Origin of the sequence: Pectobacterium sp. S5 (assembly GCF_051707265.1) — a bacterium.
Lineage (GTDB): Bacteria > Pseudomonadota > Gammaproteobacteria > Enterobacterales > Enterobacteriaceae > Pectobacterium > Pectobacterium polare.
Genome location: NZ_JAULSZ010000004.1, coordinates 489,939 through 507,248 on the forward strand (window position 1 = coordinate 489,939; position 17,310 = coordinate 507,248).

Consider the following 17,310-nt stretch of genomic DNA (forward strand, 5'->3'; position numbering starts at 1 on the left):
GTGACAGTCAGGTTCCTCTGCTGGCTGACCGGGGTGCTGCTCTGCTCTGCCGCTTATGCCATTCCGCAGCGCGTGATCAGTCTCGCACCCCATGCGACGGAAATGGCCTATGCGGCAGGCATGGGCGAACAGCTGATTGCGGTTAGCGCCTGGTCAGATTACCCGCCAGAAGCCAAAAAGCTGGAACAGGTGGCTTCCTGGCAGGGAATCAACCTGGAGCGAATCCTCGCCCTCAAGCCCGATCTGATTCTGGCGTGGCGCGAGGGTAACCCGCAGCGTCCGCTGGAACAGCTCGCCAATTTCTCGATTCCCATCGTTTATCTGGATGCAAAGACGTTAGACGATATCCCAGCGTCGCTACGACAGCTGGCGACCTATAGCCGTCATCCTGAGCAAGCCGAACGGGCCGCGACAGATTTTCAACAGGAAATAGGCGAACTCCAGCACACTGGCGAGACGCATAATGCCGCGCCATTGCGGGTCTTCATTCAATTTGGTACTCAGCCGCTGTTTACCTCGTCGAAAGCGACGCTGCAAAGCCAGATCGTTTCACTGTGCGGTGCCGAAAATGTCTTTAGCGACAGCCCGGTGCCTTGGCCGCAGGTCAGTCGTGAACAGGTGTTAAGACGCCAGCCGCAGGCCATTATTGTCGGCGGTACGCCAGATAGGATTTCCAGCGTGCAGGCGTTTTGGCAGCCGCAATTAGCGGTTCCGGTCATTACCGTCAATGAAGACTGGTTTAGCCGCAGCGGCCCTCGTTTACTATTAGCAGCCCGGCAAATTTGTTCTCAATTAGCAGAGTTAAGGCCCACGCTTTCGTCAGCCAAGTGATTGTTAATTAACACCGTGAAACCATTCCGCTAACAATAGCTTCATTAGTATACAAGTTGTAACACTAACCGACTTTTATTTCGCCAATAGTTGTCGATAATCTGAACGTAACGGTGGAATCATAAACAGCATTCATGTTTTTGATTACCATCTGGCGAAAAAGCCAAAGCAAAGACGAAATGAGAAAATTTTGAACCGATATCGGTTCCTTTGACACCAGGTAGCTTTAACTATGAAAAATGCGTTGCTTTACGCGGGCTTACTTATGGCAGCCTGTAGCACGGCATATGCAGGGAGTCAGGGCGGGCAAATTAACGCTCAACTGACGATACAACCGGCATGCGGCGTAACGCCTCAATCCGGTCAATATCAAATGAATTGTAACGTAGCCTCTGTACCACAACCTAAAATTACTGAGTCACGTATTCAGGTCGATCAGGCAAAATTTTCGACCTCTGCGGCAAAAACCGCACAGGGTACGGAAATACGCTTGATTACGGTCGAATGGTAAGCACAGTAAAAACAGGGGGCGTGTTTTTTTAACGCTTTCTATAAATGGCTTACTGTCTGCTATAAAAAATGTCTGCTATAAAAAAACCGTGTCTCGGCAACAAGACACGGTTTTTATTTTTCAGTCGGTGAATAACCGCAATGCAGGATCAGACGCTGAAAGAGGAACCACAGCCGCAGGTAGATTTCGCATTCGGATTCGTCACGATGAAACGAGAACCTTCCAGCCCTTCGGTATAATCCACCGCACCGCCAACCAGATATTGCAGGCTCATCGGATCAACAACCAGCGCCACACCTTGTTTCTCAATGGTCATATCGCCGTCGTTGATTTGATCATCAAAGGTAAAACCATACTGGAAACCGCTACAGCCGCCGCCCGTGATGTACACACGCAGTTTCAGCTCTGGGTTTTCTTCATCAGCAATCAGGTTTTTCACCTTGCTTGCCGCCGCATCGGTAAATTGCAGAGGCAGTGCTGCTATATCATCGCTCATATTTTTACTCCCAACTCAGGGCTTATCAGGTGATAGACCCATATTCATACGCTTATTATCCGGCAGTATGCGAAAACGTTCAAGATTTGACAGCTGTTGTTGAAATAATCGCCGCATTATGCCGCCTCATCCACCACACAGCCAGTACTCTCAGTGGGTATGATACGGCGCGTTTTCAAGTGAAAACCCGCACAGCGATTTCATAACGGCGGTCAGTTCATTAGAATACCCCTACATTTTACGATCAAGACCAGTCAGGACTGCGTAATGAACAAATCTGAAAGCCTGTATGCTGCGGCACAGCAACTTATTCCCGGCGGAGTGAACTCACCCGTTCGTGCTTTTAACGGCGTCGGCGGTACTCCGCTGTTCATCGAACGGGCTGATGGCGCTTATCTCTACGACGCTGACGAGCAAGCGTACATTGATTACGTGGGATCGTGGGGCCCGATGGTGCTGGGTCACAATCATCCGGCAATCCGTGAGGCGGTGATCGCGGCAGCAGAACGCGGTCTGAGCTTTGGTGCACCGACAGAAATGGAAGTGCAGATGGCGCGTCTGGTCACCTCGCTGGTGCCGAGTATGGATATGGTGCGAATGGTCAACTCCGGTACGGAGGCCACCATGAGCGCGATCCGTCTGGCGCGTGGTTACACGGGCCGCGATAAAATCATCAAATTTGAAGGCTGCTACCATGGCCACGCCGACTGCCTGCTGGTGAAAGCTGGCTCCGGCGCGCTGACGCTGGGCCAACCTAACTCCCCCGGCGTTCCGGCCGATTTCGCCCGTCACACGCTGACCTGCGTCTATAACGATCTGTCATCTGTTCGCGCCGCGTTTGAACAATATCCTGACGAGATCGCCGCAATTATTGTCGAACCCGTTGCGGGCAACATGAACTGCATTCCACCGCTGCCAGATTTCCTTCCCGGCCTGCGTGCTCTGTGCGACGAGTTTGGTGCCCTGTTCATCATCGATGAAGTGATGACCGGCTTCCGTGTGGCACTGGCGGGTGCACAATCGCACTACGGCGTAGTACCGGATCTGACCTGTCTGGGGAAAATCATCGGCGGCGGCATGCCAGTCGGCGCATTCGGCGGCAAGCGTGACGTCATGCAGGCGCTGGCACCGACCGGTCCGGTTTATCAGGCAGGAACGCTGTCCGGCAACCCGATTGCCATGGCCGCTGGCTTTGCCTGTTTAACCGAAGTGGCGAAACCCGGCGTACATCAAAAACTCACCGAGTTGACCAATCAGCTGGCTGACGGCCTGCTGGCTGCCGCGAAAGCCGAAAATATTCCGCTGGTGGTGAATCAGGCGGGCGGTATGTTTGGCCTGTTCTTCACAGATGCCGAGAGCGTCACCTGCTATCAGGATGTGATGAAGTGCGACGTCGAGCGCTTTAAGCTGTTCTTCCACATGATGCTGGAAGAAGGGATTTACCTCGCGCCGTCCGCGTTTGAAGCGGGCTTTATGTCGCTGGCACATACGCCACAGGACATCGATCGCACCATCGAAGCCGCACAGCTCTGCTTCTCACGGCTGTAAAAGCGTATCTCGACGGCGTCATTCACTAACACTGACGCCGTCGCATTTCCTCCCCTTCGTCGCCACCTACTTTTTTCAACAGCGCTCTCGTTTGAGAATGACAAGTCGTCTCAAATTGGTTATGAGTAAGTCTATTTTCCTGAAAATAGCGGAGAGATCATGTTAAAGGTTCTGGGACGCACGTCGTCGATCAACGTTAGGAAAGTGCTGTGGCTGTGTGATGAGTTGGCGATTCCCTTCGACCGCGAAGACTGGGGCGAAGGTTATCAGTCACCGCAGTCACCGGCATTTCTGGCGCTCAATCCTAATGCCATGATACCGGTTATTCAGGACGACGATTTTGTCATGTGGGAATCGAACGCCATTATACGTTACCTCGCCAACGCGAAGGACGGAGCCTGGCTCTACCCGCAAGATCCGCGTAGCCGTGCTGCGATCGACCAATGGATAGACTGGCAGGCCAACGAGCTCAATCCCTCATGGCGTTACGCCTTTATGTCGCTGGTGCGTCAGTCTCCCGCGCATCAGGATCCGGCGCTTCTGGCAGCATCCTGCAATCTTTGGTCGCGCACGATGGGCATTTTGAATCAGCAATTAGAGCGAACCGGTCACTACGTTACAGGAAAAGCGTTTACGCTGGCCGATATTCCCATCGGGCTATCGGTGAACCGCTGGTATGAAACGCCGCTGGAACACACCGACTATCCCGCCGTCCGCGCCTACTATGAGCGCTTAAGCGAACGCGCAGGCTACCTGACCTGGGGACGCAACGGCACGCCATAAAACTATTCATAATAGCGACTCATAAAACTACTCTGCGCTACCCGGATCGATACCGCTCATCTCACACGCCAGCGCCCCCGCGCGCTTAAGCGCATACGTGTAGCGTTCATCAAACGGGTAGCAGCACGATAGCCGAAGCGCGTGCTTACAGCGACCGCTTAGCGTGTAAAGCTCACCGGGCGTGACGCAAATTTTCTCTTGCAGCAGGCGATGGAATAGCTCAACGCCATCCACGCCGCCCGGTAACTCCAGCCAGAAGACAAAACCGCCCTGCGGCTGCGTCGCGCGTGTCCCCTGCGGAAAATGCCGGGCAATCAGCCCACGCGCCTCATCCATCTGCGCGGCATAGCGGCGGCGCAGCGTGCGCAGATGATGATCGTAACCACCGGACTCCAGAAACTGCGCCAGCGTTTCCGACAGCAGCGCCGATTCCGCCATTGACGATACCGCTTTCAGCCGCGCCACTTTGGCACGGAAACGGCCTGACACCATCCAGCCGATGCGGAAATCGGGCGCCAGCGTTTTCGTGAAGCTGGAGCAGTAAATCACCCAGCCTTCGCGGTCGAAGGCTTTCACCGTCGGCGACAGCGGCCAGGTAAACTGAAGTTCACTGTATAACCCATCTTCGATCAGAGGAACCTGATAGTCGTTCACCAGCTTTGCCAGCCGCTTTTTATCTGCTAGCGTCATGCTGCATCCGAGCGGATTCTGCGCGTTCGGCATGGCGATAATCGCCTGCAATCTCCCCTCTGACAGCAGCAGTTCCAACGCATCCAGCGCAAGACCACGTTGCGGATCGGTGGGAATTTCCACCGTTTTCAATCCCAGACTGGCAAGCAGAGGAAAGAGATAAAAATAGGTTGGCGTTTCCAGCCCCACACAGTCGCCCGGCTGCGTGACCGTGCGTAGCGCCAGCTGTAGCGCTTCCATACAGCCGTGGGTGATCGTGATGTCCTCGCGGGTCAATGTCATACCCAAATCCATCGCCCGCCGTGCCACTTCGCGCCGCAGCCGTTCACTGCCCGGCGGCAGCGCATAGCGGCCAATCAGATCAGGCTGTCGCCGTAGCAAAGAAGCGGCAATGCGACTGATCTTTTCGGTCGGATAGAAATCGGCATGCTGTGGGCACGCCAGAGAAATGTTGATGTAATCTGGGTGCGTCTGGGCAGCAAACACGGTATCAATCAGATCCAGTTGCTCACTGCCCGGCACAATCACCTGCGCACGATGAGGCTTGCTTTCCGTCAGCGACGGCAGACGTCCTCGAACAAAGTAGCCGGACTGCGGTCGTGCTTCGATCAGCCCGCGATCTTCGAGAATACGCCAGGCGTTCAACACCGTATTCACACTGACCTGATGCGATCCAGCGACGCGGCGAATAGAAGGCAGGCGGCTTCCCGGCGCTAACGTTCCTTGATGAATAGCCGTGGCGAAGGTTTCCGCGAGCTGTTGATAGAGCGTACTTTCTTGTGAGTCGATAATGGACACAGTTCCCCCGCCAGCCAATGAGTACAGTTAACGATTAATGCATTTTGTACCCATAACAATAATCATTTTGTGTATCTGTAACCATTTCTTTTTTCTGCCTACCATAGTGTTCTCCCCCATCATCAGGATAACACCATGCTCGACCCTTCTTTTTTCAGCTACGTCACCGTTATGTCCATCACGCCGGGGCCCAATAATCTGCTGCTGGCGACGTCAGGCGTCAATTTTGGCCTGCGCCGTACGTTACCGATGCTGATGGGTATTTTAATTGGCTGTGCGCTACAAACGGCGCTGATGGGGGTGGCATTGGAGCTTTTGCTGAGCTGGCTGAGCGTGATTCGCCTCCCCCTTACTGTGCTGGGGTGCGTTTATCTGCTGTGGCTATCGTGGAAAATCGTGCGCTCATCGGCACCGGAATTACAAGGGCGAGTACAGCCGATGACCGTACTGCAAGGGACGCTATTTCAGGCGGTGAACCCGAAAGCCTGGCTGATGTCCAGCAACATCGCGCTGCTGTATACCGCCAGCAACGGTATTTTTACCACGATGGTCGCCTTTATGGCGCTCAATCTGCCCTGCATTCTGGTTTGGGCCATGCTCGGCGATCGCATCGGCAAACATCTTCAGGAACCGTGGAAACTGAAAGCCTTCAACGGCATCATGGCGCTTTCTCTGGTGCTCACCACCTTCTGGATGCTGGTCGAAGCGATTAACATCACGGGCTAATCACACGACCTCGGCGGGCTTCCCTCCCCGCCGAGGCTCACGCTATTTCACCTGTTTACGCAATAAATAAACAAAGTAAGGCGCACCAATAAACGTCGCGAGCAGCCCCGCCGGAATCTGCGCCGGAAAGAGAATCATCCTGCCAAACCAGTCTGCAATGACCATCAGCGCGCCGCCAATCAATGCCGAACAGGCGATTTGCGGTAACACGCGGCTAAAGCCCAGCATTCGCGCCATATGCGGAGCCATTAAGCCCACAAAGCTCATCGGCCCGACCATCAGGGTTGCCATCGCGGTCAGTACCGATGCCAGCAGCAACACCAGCAGACGAACCGGTGTGACAGCCACGCCAAGCGCTCTGGCAGTGGTGGTGCCAAGCGGCAGAATACGCAGCCAGCGCTGACATAGCGGGACGATCAACAGCAGCAGAACGGCAATCACCGCCGTACGTATCGCGTCAGTCGGTTCAACCGCATAGGTTGATCCCGACAGCCAGGTCAGCACCGTTCCCATACGCGGATCGCCACTGGCCAGCAGCAGCGCAATGACGGTGGTGAACGCCATACTCAGTGCGATCCCCGCCAGCAGCATACGCTGCGTGGAGAACCCACCGCGTCCGGCAATAATCACCATGACCAGCAGCGTCAACGCCGCGCCCGCACTGCCAGCCGGAAGCAGCCACACGAACGCATTGCCGGGAATGAAAAACAGCAAAATAATGACGCCAAACGACGCGCCGGAGCTAATCCCCAGCACTTCCGGGCTACCCATCGGGTTACCCGTCAGCTTCTGTATTAGCGTTCCCGCCACCGCCAGCATCACCCCAGCGGTTAGCGCCGCCAGCACCCGAGGCCAGCGCCATGAGAGCAGCTGCGTTAACACATCGCCGCCGCCCCACTGCCAGCCGTCGGCATCTTTCCCTAACATCAGCGCCGTCATCACCACCATTGCCAGCAGCATGACGCCAAGAACCAGCCACGTTCCCCACAGGCGACGCTCAGCCGTCGGCGTACTGTTGCTGTCGACCATCGCAGGTTGACCGCTATTACGCAGGCGCGGCAACAGCCATAGTAGCAGCGGCGCACCAATCAGCGCCGTCGCCGCGCCCGTTGGGACGTCAAGCCACACGCGGCTCAGCCAGATAACGCCCTGATCGGTAACACCAAGCAGCAGCGCCCCCAGCAGCGGCGCTAATAAAAGGCGGTGAAGTAACCGCCGCGCGCCCAGCATTTTCGCCAGCAGCGGCGCAAACAGGCCGATGAAACCGATAATGCCCGCCGCATTCACCAATTGCGCACACAGGAAAATCCCCAGCCCAAGCGCACTCAGGCGTGCCAGCGACAGCCCAAGCCCCAGATTACGCGCAACGCCATCATCCAGCCCCAGCAGCGTTAGCGGGCGAATCAACAGCAGCGCCAGACAGAAACACACCAGAAGACGCGGGAGAACAAACTGCACATTGCTCCAGTCCTGCTGGTTCAGCACGCCGCTGCTCCACAGGAACAAGCCCTGCAACTGCTCATGATGGAAAAGCACCAGCAACTGATTGACCGCGCTACAGTAGAAACTCAGCACCAGCCCCGCCAGTATCAGCGTCACGGGTGATAAACGTTTGCCCCAGGCGACGCCAAAGACCAACGCGCCAACCACGAGCGCCCCAGCCATAGCCGCGACCTGCTGAAGCCATGCGCCACCGGGCAGCGCCCACAGCGTGACCACTGTGATCCCGAGCTGTGCGCCCGTGGCGATCCCCAGCGTTGACGGCTCGGCCAGCGGATTACGCAAGACCTGTTGGAACAGCACGCCGCACAGCCCCAGCCCCGCGCCAATCAACAGCGCCAGCACCATGCGCGGTAACAGGCTGTAGTGAAACAGCAGCTGCTGCATATTATTCAAAGCGGGCTGGGTCAGCCCCTCAAACCACTGTGATACTGGTAATTGCTGCTGCAAATTGTAGCCGCCCATCCCCAGAATCACGATCAGCAGAAAACCAATCAGCACCACTGGCAGAACCAGCGGATGAGTAACGTGCTTGTGCGCGTGCGAGGCACCGACAGACAGAGGATTAGGCATGTTTTCTCGCCTCCAGTGCCTGATTCAATACGTGGCAGAAGCGCATCGCCGAGAGCGTTCCTCCGTATAACCAAACGGCAGGCACGCGTTGCAAGCGCTGGTTACGCACAAACAGCATGGCCTGCCAGAGCGGGTTCTTATCAAGCTGCGCGCTGATGGCGCTATCGCCATGCTCGAAACAGAGCACGTTGGCATCGCCGACGTCTGCCAGACTCTCAATGCCCACAATCGTACTGCCCCAGAAGCTGGTTTCACCGCGCCAGGCATTTTCTATCCCGACGTGATCCATCACTTCCTGAAAAAGGCTGTTCTTGCCAATCACCAGCACATGGCGGCTGTCGACCAGCGTGATGAGCAACAGAGGCCGCTGAGTGTACGGCTGGAGTGTGATTTTTTCCTGCTGGAGAAACTGCGCCAGCTCCGTCAGATGCCGCTCGCCGGCCGCTTTCATATTGAGCGCATCGGCCAGTTTCATGACCGAGGCCTGTGCCGACGTCAGCGGTTTTCCCTGTTCGTTGCTGAAGCCAAAGCCCAGCAGAGGAGAAATACGGGACATTTTTGCGACTGAGGGGCCGTAACCTTCAGAGTAAAGGATCAGCGACGGGCGAATCTGCGTCAGCAATTCCAAATTAGGCTCGGTACGCAGCCCCACATCAATCACCAATTCAGGCAACGCGGGCTCTTTCACCCACAGGTTGTAGTTATGCTTATCTGCAATCGCGAAGGGCATGATGCCCAACGCCAGAAGCAGTTCAACAGGCAACCACTCCAGCGCCACAATGCGGTTTAAATCGGGAAATGTAGCAGTCGCTCCCCTGCTCTTCGCCGAATAAACCAGCGGTGACAGCAGCAACGCCATCAGTAAACGACGGCGTAGCGGATCGGGAGAGGATGGAGAAGAAAAACGTTCAGGCATCATGAGCAGGAAAACCGAGTTAACAAACGAAGCTGACCGGCGCGCCACCCGCCGGATGAGGCAGAATGCCCATAGGAATGCCGTAGATATTTTCCAGCACGTCCCCTTGCATCAGCGCGACAGGCTCACCCTGCGCAATCATTTTGCCACCGCGCAGCGCCACCAGATGATCGCAGTAGCGCGCAGCCATGTTGATATCATGCAACACCGCAATGACGGTGATGCCGCGCTCGCGGCTCATACGCTGAATCAGCGCCAGAACCTCAACCTGATGCGCAATGTCCAACGCAGAGGTCGGTTCATCCAACAGCAGGCAGCGGCTATCCTGCGCCACCGTCATCGCCAGCCAGGCTCGCTGCCGTTCACCGCCGGACAGGCTATCCACCAGACGGTTAGCAAACGGTTTCAGCCCCACCAGCGTGATGGCTTCCTCGACCTTTTCCCGATCGGCGCTACCGAAACGACCTAATGCGCCGTGCCACGGGTAGCGCCCTACGGCAACCAGCTCACGCACGGTCATCCCTTCGGCAGCGGGAAGCTGCTGCGGTAAATAGGCAACCTGACGGGCGAACAATTTGCTGTCCCAGCTTCCCGTCGCCTGTTCGCCCAGCAGTGCAGTACCGCTGCTAGCGGGCTGGTGACGACCCAGAATTTTCAGCAAGGTCGATTTGCCCGAGCCGTTGTGTCCAATCAGACCACAGACTTTCCCGACGGGGAACGTAATAGATAAAGGGTGTAACAACGTGCGTCCAGCGACGGAAAAGCTCACGTCGTCCAGTCTGAAAGTGGTATCAGGCAGTACAGTTTGATTTTGCATAGCGTTTTTGGTTTGTAATGTCACCGAAGGAAAGGGGTGAGCAGAATTCACTATTCCCGTAATCGTCGTTCTAAAAGAGAACGATAATGATTACGATATAAGGCAGCATGATAGGCGCAACGGAATACCAATCGCAAGACTTTTACCCGTCAGCACCAGAGTGACGTGGCAGGAAAAGCGGTATAAGGGAGGACGTGACCATTCTCGAAACATGGCAGGCACAAAAAGATACCCCCAGATTAATCCTGTTCCTTATACACAAGTCTAGAAGTATCGCGGTTTTTGCCGTGGTCCGGCGTAAAAAATTATGCTGAGGAGGTAGCTGGCTTCGGATGAGCCGCAGGACGCGGCGAAAGCTTGCGCCACGTCGGGAACGTGTCGGGCGCGTGCTACGAAGTAGCATGAAATAACCGTATTGTAAGCGCACGAAACCGTCTCTCAGACTGCATAAAAATATGGCTAAGAGACGGCAACCTGTTGAAGCATTGATAGATTATTGACCAAACATTTCTTTGATCCAGTCAGCGACGCCTTCTCCGTTTTGCTGGTCCTGCTGCGCTGAAGGCTGCGGCTGGCTGGCCTGACACAGCGCCTGCGGATTATCCGTCCAGACTGGCAATACGCGTCCGGCGCTGCTGCCGTTGCAGATAAAGTTACCGCTGGCATCCACCGTCATGGTCGTAATACCTTCCGGCGGCGTCAGCATTAACGGCAGCGGCGTTTGGTTTTCCAGATAGCGACGATAAATCGTCAGCGCACCGTTCGCCCCAGTCAACTTGGCCGGGCCGTTGTTATCGCGCCCTACCCAGCTAATCGCCACTTCTTTACCGTCGATCCCGGCAAACCAGCTGTCACGCAGGTCATTGGTGGTACCCGTTTTCGCTGCCAGATGATAATTCGGGAATTTCACCGCCAGCGAACGCGACGTACCGCGCTCAACAACCTGTTGCATGCCATACAGCGTCAGATAAGCCGCCTGCGCCGGCACCGCGCGTTCCGCCTGCGGGAAGCTCTGATACAGCACCGTACCGTCTTCCGCAATCACCGAACGCAGTGAGGAAAGCGGTGCACGATTGCCGCCGCTGGCGATCGTCTGGTATTCCTGCGCCACTTCCATCGGCGTCAGACTGATCGCACCCAGCAGCATCGCGGGTACAGGCTGAATCACGTTTTCCGGGATCCCTAAACGCTTCAACGTTTCCGTGATCTGGTTCAGCCCTACGGCCATCCCCAGATTGACGGTCGGCACGTTCAGCGAGTTCGCCAGCGCATCAACCAACATGACGCGGCCACGGAACTCACGATCGTAGTTCTTCGGCTGCCATAGCTGTCCGTTAGACTGTTTGATCGACAGCGGCTCATCTGCCAAAAAGGTATTCAGGCGATAGGTGTCCGGCTGGCTCAGCGCGGTCAGATAGGTCGGCGGCTTCGCCAGCGACCCGACAGGACGACGCGCCTGTAGCGCTCGGTTAAACCCGGCGTACTGCGTTTGAGCACCACCAACCATCGCGCGAACTTCGCCGCTGAAGCGATCGACAATCACCATCGCCGCTTCCAGATCGCTGACGTTACGGCCTGCACGCAGTGCCGGAACCCCGACTTCTACCGCTTTTTCCGCTGCATCCTGCGAGACCGGATCGAGCGTGGTAAAGATCTTCACGCCGGAGAGATCGTTAACCTTGTCGCCAAGCCGCTGTTGCAGTTCCTGACGCACCAGTTGCATAAACGCTGGCTGAGGACTGATAACACCGCCTTTCGGCTGTACGCCCAGCGGACGCGCACTCAGCATGTTGTAGAGATCGGCATCAATAACCTGCTGATTCTGCAACAGACGCAGCACCAAATTACGTCGTTCTAACGTAATCTGCGGGTTACGCCACGGGTTATACAGCGACGCCCCTTTCACCATCCCCACCAGCAGCGCCTGCTGATCGAGGCTCAGTTCATTCACCGGACGGCCAAAGTAATACAGGCTGGCAAGCGGGAAGCCGCGGATCTGATCGTTACCGCTCTGGCCGAGATACACTTCGTTCAGATACAGCTCAAGGATACGATCCTTGCTGTAGCGATAATCCATGATCAGCGCCATATAGGCTTCGTTAGCTTTACGCCACAGCGAACGCTCGTTAGTCAGGAACAGGTTCTTAACCAGCTGTTGCGTCAGCGTACTGCCGCCCTGAACCGCGCGCCCCGCCGTGATGTTCGCTAAGAACGCACGACCAATGGAATACAGGCTGATGCCATCGTGTTCATAAAAGTGGCGGTCTTCGGTCGCGACCAGCGTATCAACCAGCAGATCGGGGAAACCGGCACGCGGCACGAACAAGCGCTGTTCGCCATTCGGCGACTGCATCATGGTGATCAGCTTCGGATCGAGACGGAAAAAGCCGAAGTTACGCTGGTTGTCCAGATTCTGGATCTGCGACAGACGATCGTTGGCAAATGTCAGACGTGCTTGAATCTGCCCTTCTTTCCCATCGGGAAAATCAAACGGACGGCGCAGCATATCGATGCTGTTGCCACGCACGCTGAATTCACCTGGGCGGGTAATGCGGCTCACCTGACGGTATTGCATGCCTTCCAGCAGGCTGATCATCTCTTTCTGGCTATAAGCCATGCCCGGTTCAAGGTTGACCATGCGGCCATAGACGGCGGCCGGCAACTGCCAGACTTTGCCTTCAATACGGCTGCGGATCTGGCTGTCGAGGTACACGCCATAGATCGCCATCGCCACGGCAAAGATCAGGAACAGCTTGATCGCCAGCCCTAACCAGCGCCGTCTTCTCTGCGATTTACGCGTCATGGTGTCATCACCGTCGTCATCATCATCGTCGTCATAGTCGTCCTGATAATCGTCATAATCTTCATCATCATAGTCGTCATCCCTGCGACGTCGTATGGCCTGCTTGCGTTCAGGCTTACGTTTTGGCGCTTTCCCTTTGCGTCCGATAGGTTCGCGGTCATCCCGAGACATTACAATAACTTCTCCATCAGGTTGTTCACGGCTATCTGCTCTGCGCTCAAGCCGCCTACTCTGTTTCCAGCCCCTTATTTGGGAAAGCGGAAACGTCTGAAATTAGTGATTCTGATATTTCTTGGTACGTCTCGTCGGAGCCGTATTCGCCGGATCGTCCGGCCAGACATGCTTGGGGTAACGCCCCTTCATCTCTTTTTGCACCTCGCGGTACGTGCCTTGCCAGAATGCCGCTAAATCCCGCGTAATCTGTAGTGGACGCAGTGCGGGGGATAAAAGTTCCAATACCAGCGCCACACGCCCTTCTGCCAGCAGCGGGCTCTGCTGCTCACCAAACATTTCCTGCATTCGCACCGACAGCACTGGAGGCTTATCGTCATAATAGGCGATAGGCAAACGACTACCGCCGGGTGCCGTGTAGTGCGTGGGCAAAGCGCTATCCAGCCGCTGGCGCAGCGACCAGTCCAGCAATCGCAGCAGCGCATCACTCAAATTGATCTGGTTCAGCGCCCGTAAATCACGCACGCCGACAAGTGACGGCTGTAGCCAGATTTCCAGCGTTGCCAGCAGCGTTTCTTCATCCACTCGCGGCCAGTCAACGTCAGGCAACCACTGGTGAGCGCACTGTAGTCGGGCGCGTAACTGCAACGCCGCAGTGTCCCAGTTTAATGCATCAATTCCCTGCTCACGAATCCAGGATAGCAGCGCCTGCTGCAATGCCTCATCGGAAGGCTTGTTCAGCGGGCGCGTCCGCAGAGTCAGGCTGCCTATCTGGTCGCGCTGGCTGGCGCGCAGAGTACCCTTTTCTTCGTCCCAGTGCACCACGTTATGTTCACTTATTAATCCGGGCAGTTGTCGTTCCAACCGCTCAATATCCAGCGGCAACGCCAATAGAATCCGCGCGTCGGCACTCTGGTTATTTTGTAATAGCGCAGGTGCCAGAAGCCATTCAGTGCCTGACAACGCCTCATCAGCCGACATCATTGCGCCGCTGCCGTTAGCAAGCTGGTAGCGTCCATCCTGACTGCGCCGCCGGGCGATGCGGTCAGGGAAAGCCTGTGCCAGCAGCCAGTCGGCCTCGCCACCGTCAATGCGCCCTGAAGCCGTCGATAAACGGCACGTCAGCTGTTTTGCCCGCCGCAGCCAATGTGGCAATGGGCGATGCAGCCAGTCAGCCAGATTGATCGACCCGCTACGCGGTGGCTCTTCGAGTATCGCCGCCAGACATCCGGCGGTGGCTAATGCATCTGAACCTTGCTGTGACGCGGCATACAGCATCGTCGCCAGTCGGGCATCGCAGCCTAACGCGGCTATTTTCCGCCCCTCGGCAGTCAGCCGATCTTGTTTATCGGTAATACCAAGCTGGCGTAGCAGTTGGCGTGCGGCATAAAGCGCAGGAACTGGCGGGGTATCCAGCCAGGTTAACTGCGCCACATCGGTACAGCCCCACTGTAATAAATCCAGCCAGATACTGCTTAAATCGCTATTCAGTATCTCGGCTTCACTCTGTGCAGCCGCGCGTTCTGCCTGCTCACGAGAGCACAAATGCCAGCATATACCGGGGCTTAAACGTCCGGCACGCCCGGCGCGCTGCACCATCGACGCCTGACTGATTCGCTGCGTCACCAGTCGAGTGACGCCACTTTTCACATCAAAGCTGGCTACGCGTTCAAGGCCGCTATCCATCACCAGCCGGATCCCTTCAATCGTCAGACTGGTTTCAGCAATATTGGTGGCTAACACCACCTTACGACGACTCGGCTCCGCGGGCAGAATCGCTTTTTGCTGCTCCGCCAGCGTCAATGCACCATATAAAGGACAAAGATCTGTCTCGCTCGACACGCTATTTTCCAGCAGCGCCTGCACACGGCGAATCTCCGCGACACCGGGCAAAAACAGCAGCAGCGAACCATCTTCTTCACTGAGAACGCGTCGCACCTGTCGCGCAACGCCTTCTTCCAAACGCTCCTGGCTGTTCAACGGGGCATAACACCGCTCTACCGGATAGCTGCGGCCTTCGGAAACCACGCAGACGGCTTCCGGCAACAGCGCCGCCAGCCGCGCATTGTCGAGCGTCGCGGACATAATCAGCAACTTTAAGTCTTCACGCAGCCCTTGTTGCACATCGAGCAACAGCGCCAATGCCAAATCGGCCTGCACGCTGCGCTCGTGAAACTCATCAAGAATAATCAGCGCCACACCTTGCAGCTCCGCATCCTGTTGCAGCAAACGGGTCAGCATGCCTTCGGTGACGACCTCCAGCCTCGTTGCGTCACTCACGCAGCTTTCCGACCGCATGCGATAGCCTATGGTTTTCCCCGGTTCTTCACCTAGCTGCTGCGCCAACCGCCAAGCCACGCTCTTTGCCGCCAGACGGCGTGGCTCCAGCATGATGATGCGCCCGTTCAGGTTGCCCTGTTGCAGTAACTGCAACGGCAGCCAGGTCGATTTCCCCGCCCCCGTTGGGGCATTGAGCAGCACCTGAGGCGCGTTATGTAGCGCCGTTATTACATCATCCAGCACGGCGCTGACGGGCGGTAAAATCACAGACATCTCCGTATAAGGTTAACTTTCAGCGGCGAGCATTGTAGCATCTGGATGAATGTAGCATCTGATGGAATCAGAACAGAGAGATCGCCATGTCAGCCACCCGCCGCCTGTTTTTTGCCTTATCACTGCCGGAAGCCACACAGCAAGAGATTATCCGCTGGCGCGCCGAACACTTCCCTCTGGAAGCGGGTCGGCCGGTCGCAGCGGCCAATCTTCATCTGACGCTGGCGTTTTTAGGCGATGTCAGCGAGCAAAAAGCGCAGGTCTTGCAGACATTGGCAGGCCGCATCCACCAGCCCGCCTTTTCCCTTACGCTGAATGACGCTGGGCACTGGCCGCGTCCCGGTGTGGTCTGGCTGGGCTGCCGTCGTGCACCGCGCGGGCTGCTACAGCTTGCAGAACTGCTGCGCTCTCAGGCCGCGCGCAACGGCTGCTATCAAACGGCATTGCCGTTTCACCCACACATTACGCTATTACGTGGCGCGACTCGCCCCGTCGCGATTCCCCCTGCCACCTTTAGCTGGCAGGTCGACATGACGCACTTTTCGCTTTATGAATCACTTTTCGACAATGGCAAAACCCGCTATCAACAGTTGGAAAGCTGGTCATTTATTAAATAGAACAGGACACGCATGGACTATACCCCACGTTTACAACCTGCTCGGTTGATTAAACGTTACAAACGTTTTTTGGCCGATGTCGTAACCCCGGAAGGCGAAACGTTCACGCTGCACTGTGCCAATACCGGTGCGATGACGGGCTGCGCAACGCCTGGCGATACCGTCTGGTATTCCACATCGGATAACCCTAAGCGCAAGTACGCCCAGAGCTGGGAACTGACTGAAACACAACAAAATCACTGGATTTGTGTCAATACTCTGCGTGCCAACACATTATTGTACGAAGCCTTATTAGAAAATCGCATAGAAGAGTTGGCGGGCTACCCAGACGTAAAAACGGAAGTAAAATACGGTACGGAAAATAGCCGAGTCGACCTGCTTTTACAGGCGCCGGACAGGATTGACTGCTATATTGAGGTGAAATCTGTCACATTATTGCAACATGAATGTGGTTACTTTCCCGATGCGGTTACACTCAGAGGACAAAAGCATCTGCGTGAGCTGCAACAGATGGTTTCCAATGGAAAACGCGCCGTCCTTTTTTTCGCCGTGCTCCATTCAGGCATCCAGCAGGTTTCTCCCGCCCGGCATATTGATTCACGCTATGCGGAATTATTTATCGAAGCACAACAGGCTGGGGTTGAAATTTTATGTTACGGCTCCACATTAGGCCCTGACGGTATTAAATTGACGCATAAGCTACCGTTGTTGGGATGAAGTACCAACATGGCATAACACGCCGAACGTACCACCAAAGGCGTAACACATTGTTTCTTATTTAATGTAAGCAGGTTGTTCCTCACACTTTATCAGGCCGGTGTCAGGAAGCATTGCCAACCCCATCTTCATCTGCTATTTATAGCGGCCTGTTTTTTCCCCCCTTGGGGGCCGATATACCCAGATAGCTGAAGTTATGGCCAACAACGCCGCAATTTCACTGCATAAAAGGGTATTATGCGTGTCGTGTTATGTAGGAG

The 17,310-nt window shown here is 55.8% G+C and carries 14 protein-coding genes; 7 read left to right on the forward strand and 7 right to left on the reverse strand.

Translation table 11 applies throughout. The annotated features are described in order from the left end of the window. Positions 1–831, forward strand: a complete 831-nt coding sequence (gene btuF, locus QWJ20_RS16995; protein ID WP_119888336.1) for a vitamin B12 ABC transporter substrate-binding protein BtuF — start codon at positions 1–3, stop codon at positions 829–831. A gap of 232 nt (positions 832–1,063) precedes the next feature. Beyond that, entirely contained in the window at positions 1,064–1,342 is a 279-nt protein-coding gene (locus QWJ20_RS17000) for a hypothetical protein (RefSeq protein ID WP_095700294.1), read from the forward strand. A 148-nt stretch (positions 1,343–1,490) separates the two neighbouring features. On the opposite strand, the gene erpA is transcribed toward QWJ20_RS17000, so the two are convergent. Then, entirely contained in the window at positions 1,491–1,838 is a 348-nt protein-coding gene (gene erpA / locus QWJ20_RS17005) for an iron-sulfur cluster insertion protein ErpA (RefSeq protein WP_005969047.1), read from the reverse strand. Between the two features lie 267 nt (positions 1,839–2,105). Between erpA and hemL the strand changes: the two genes are divergently transcribed. Together hemL and QWJ20_RS17015 are read left to right on the forward strand one after the other, a co-directional pair. Next, on the forward strand, positions 2,106–3,386 hold the full coding sequence (gene hemL / locus QWJ20_RS17010) for a glutamate-1-semialdehyde 2,1-aminomutase (protein WP_095700295.1): 1,281 nt from the start codon (positions 2,106–2,108) through the stop codon (positions 3,384–3,386). A 159-nt stretch (positions 3,387–3,545) separates the two neighbouring features. Beyond that, positions 3,546–4,169 (forward strand): glutathione S-transferase family protein, encoded by a 624-nt coding sequence (locus QWJ20_RS17015; RefSeq protein ID WP_433993067.1) that lies wholly within the window; start codon positions 3,546–3,548, stop codon positions 4,167–4,169. A gap of 27 nt (positions 4,170–4,196) precedes the next feature. Here the strand turns inward: QWJ20_RS17015 and QWJ20_RS17020 are convergent, their stop codons facing one another. Further along, complete coding sequence (locus QWJ20_RS17020) at positions 4,197–5,657, reverse strand: PLP-dependent aminotransferase family protein (protein ID WP_433993068.1); 1,461 nt, start codon at positions 5,655–5,657, stop codon at positions 4,197–4,199. 135 nt (positions 5,658–5,792) lie between these two features. Here QWJ20_RS17020 and QWJ20_RS17025 point away from each other — a divergent pair, with 135 nt between their 5' ends. After that, positions 5,793–6,383, forward strand: coding sequence for a LysE family translocator (locus QWJ20_RS17025; protein ID WP_433993069.1), 591 nt, complete (start codon positions 5,793–5,795; stop codon positions 6,381–6,383). A gap of 42 nt (positions 6,384–6,425) precedes the next feature. Here QWJ20_RS17025 and fhuB read toward each other — a convergent pair whose 3' ends face one another. The 5 genes from fhuB to hrpB form a co-directional block, all read right to left on the reverse strand. After that, the gene (fhuB, locus tag QWJ20_RS17030; protein ID WP_433993070.1) at positions 6,426–8,456 is read right to left on the reverse strand and encodes a Fe(3+)-hydroxamate ABC transporter permease FhuB; all 2,031 of its coding nucleotides are present in this window, start codon (positions 8,454–8,456) and stop codon (positions 6,426–6,428) included. Next, positions 8,449–9,375 carry a Fe(3+)-hydroxamate ABC transporter substrate-binding protein FhuD gene (gene fhuD, locus QWJ20_RS17035; RefSeq protein WP_433993071.1) on the reverse strand — a complete coding sequence of 309 codons (927 nt, stop codon included), beginning with the start codon at positions 9,373–9,375 and terminating at the stop codon, positions 8,449–8,451. Before fhuD ends, fhuB begins: the two co-directional genes overlap by 8 nt. Before the next feature lie 16 nt (positions 9,376–9,391). Then, complete coding sequence (fhuC, locus tag QWJ20_RS17040) at positions 9,392–10,189, reverse strand: Fe3+-hydroxamate ABC transporter ATP-binding protein FhuC (protein WP_116586589.1); 798 nt, start codon at positions 10,187–10,189, stop codon at positions 9,392–9,394. Between the two features lie 493 nt (positions 10,190–10,682). After that, positions 10,683–13,163 carry a bifunctional glycosyl transferase/transpeptidase gene (gene mrcB / locus QWJ20_RS17045; protein ID WP_095700301.1) on the reverse strand — a complete coding sequence of 827 codons (2,481 nt, stop codon included), beginning with the start codon at positions 13,161–13,163 and terminating at the stop codon, positions 10,683–10,685. Positions 13,164–13,265: 102 nt separating this feature from the next. Next, a complete protein-coding gene (gene hrpB / locus QWJ20_RS17050) occupies positions 13,266–15,710 on the reverse strand; it encodes an ATP-dependent helicase HrpB (protein WP_433993072.1) in 2,445 nt (814 codons plus the stop codon). A gap of 92 nt (positions 15,711–15,802) precedes the next feature. Between hrpB and thpR the strand changes: the two genes are divergently transcribed. Both thpR and sfsA read left to right on the forward strand, forming a co-directional pair. Next, complete coding sequence (gene thpR, locus QWJ20_RS17055; protein ID WP_119888331.1) at positions 15,803–16,333, forward strand: RNA 2',3'-cyclic phosphodiesterase; 531 nt, start codon at positions 15,803–15,805, stop codon at positions 16,331–16,333. Positions 16,334–16,345: 12 nt separating this feature from the next. After that, positions 16,346–17,050, forward strand: a complete 705-nt coding sequence (gene sfsA / locus QWJ20_RS17060) for a DNA/RNA nuclease SfsA (RefSeq protein WP_095995252.1) — start codon at positions 16,346–16,348, stop codon at positions 17,048–17,050. Positions 17,051–17,310: the final 260 nt, after the last annotated feature.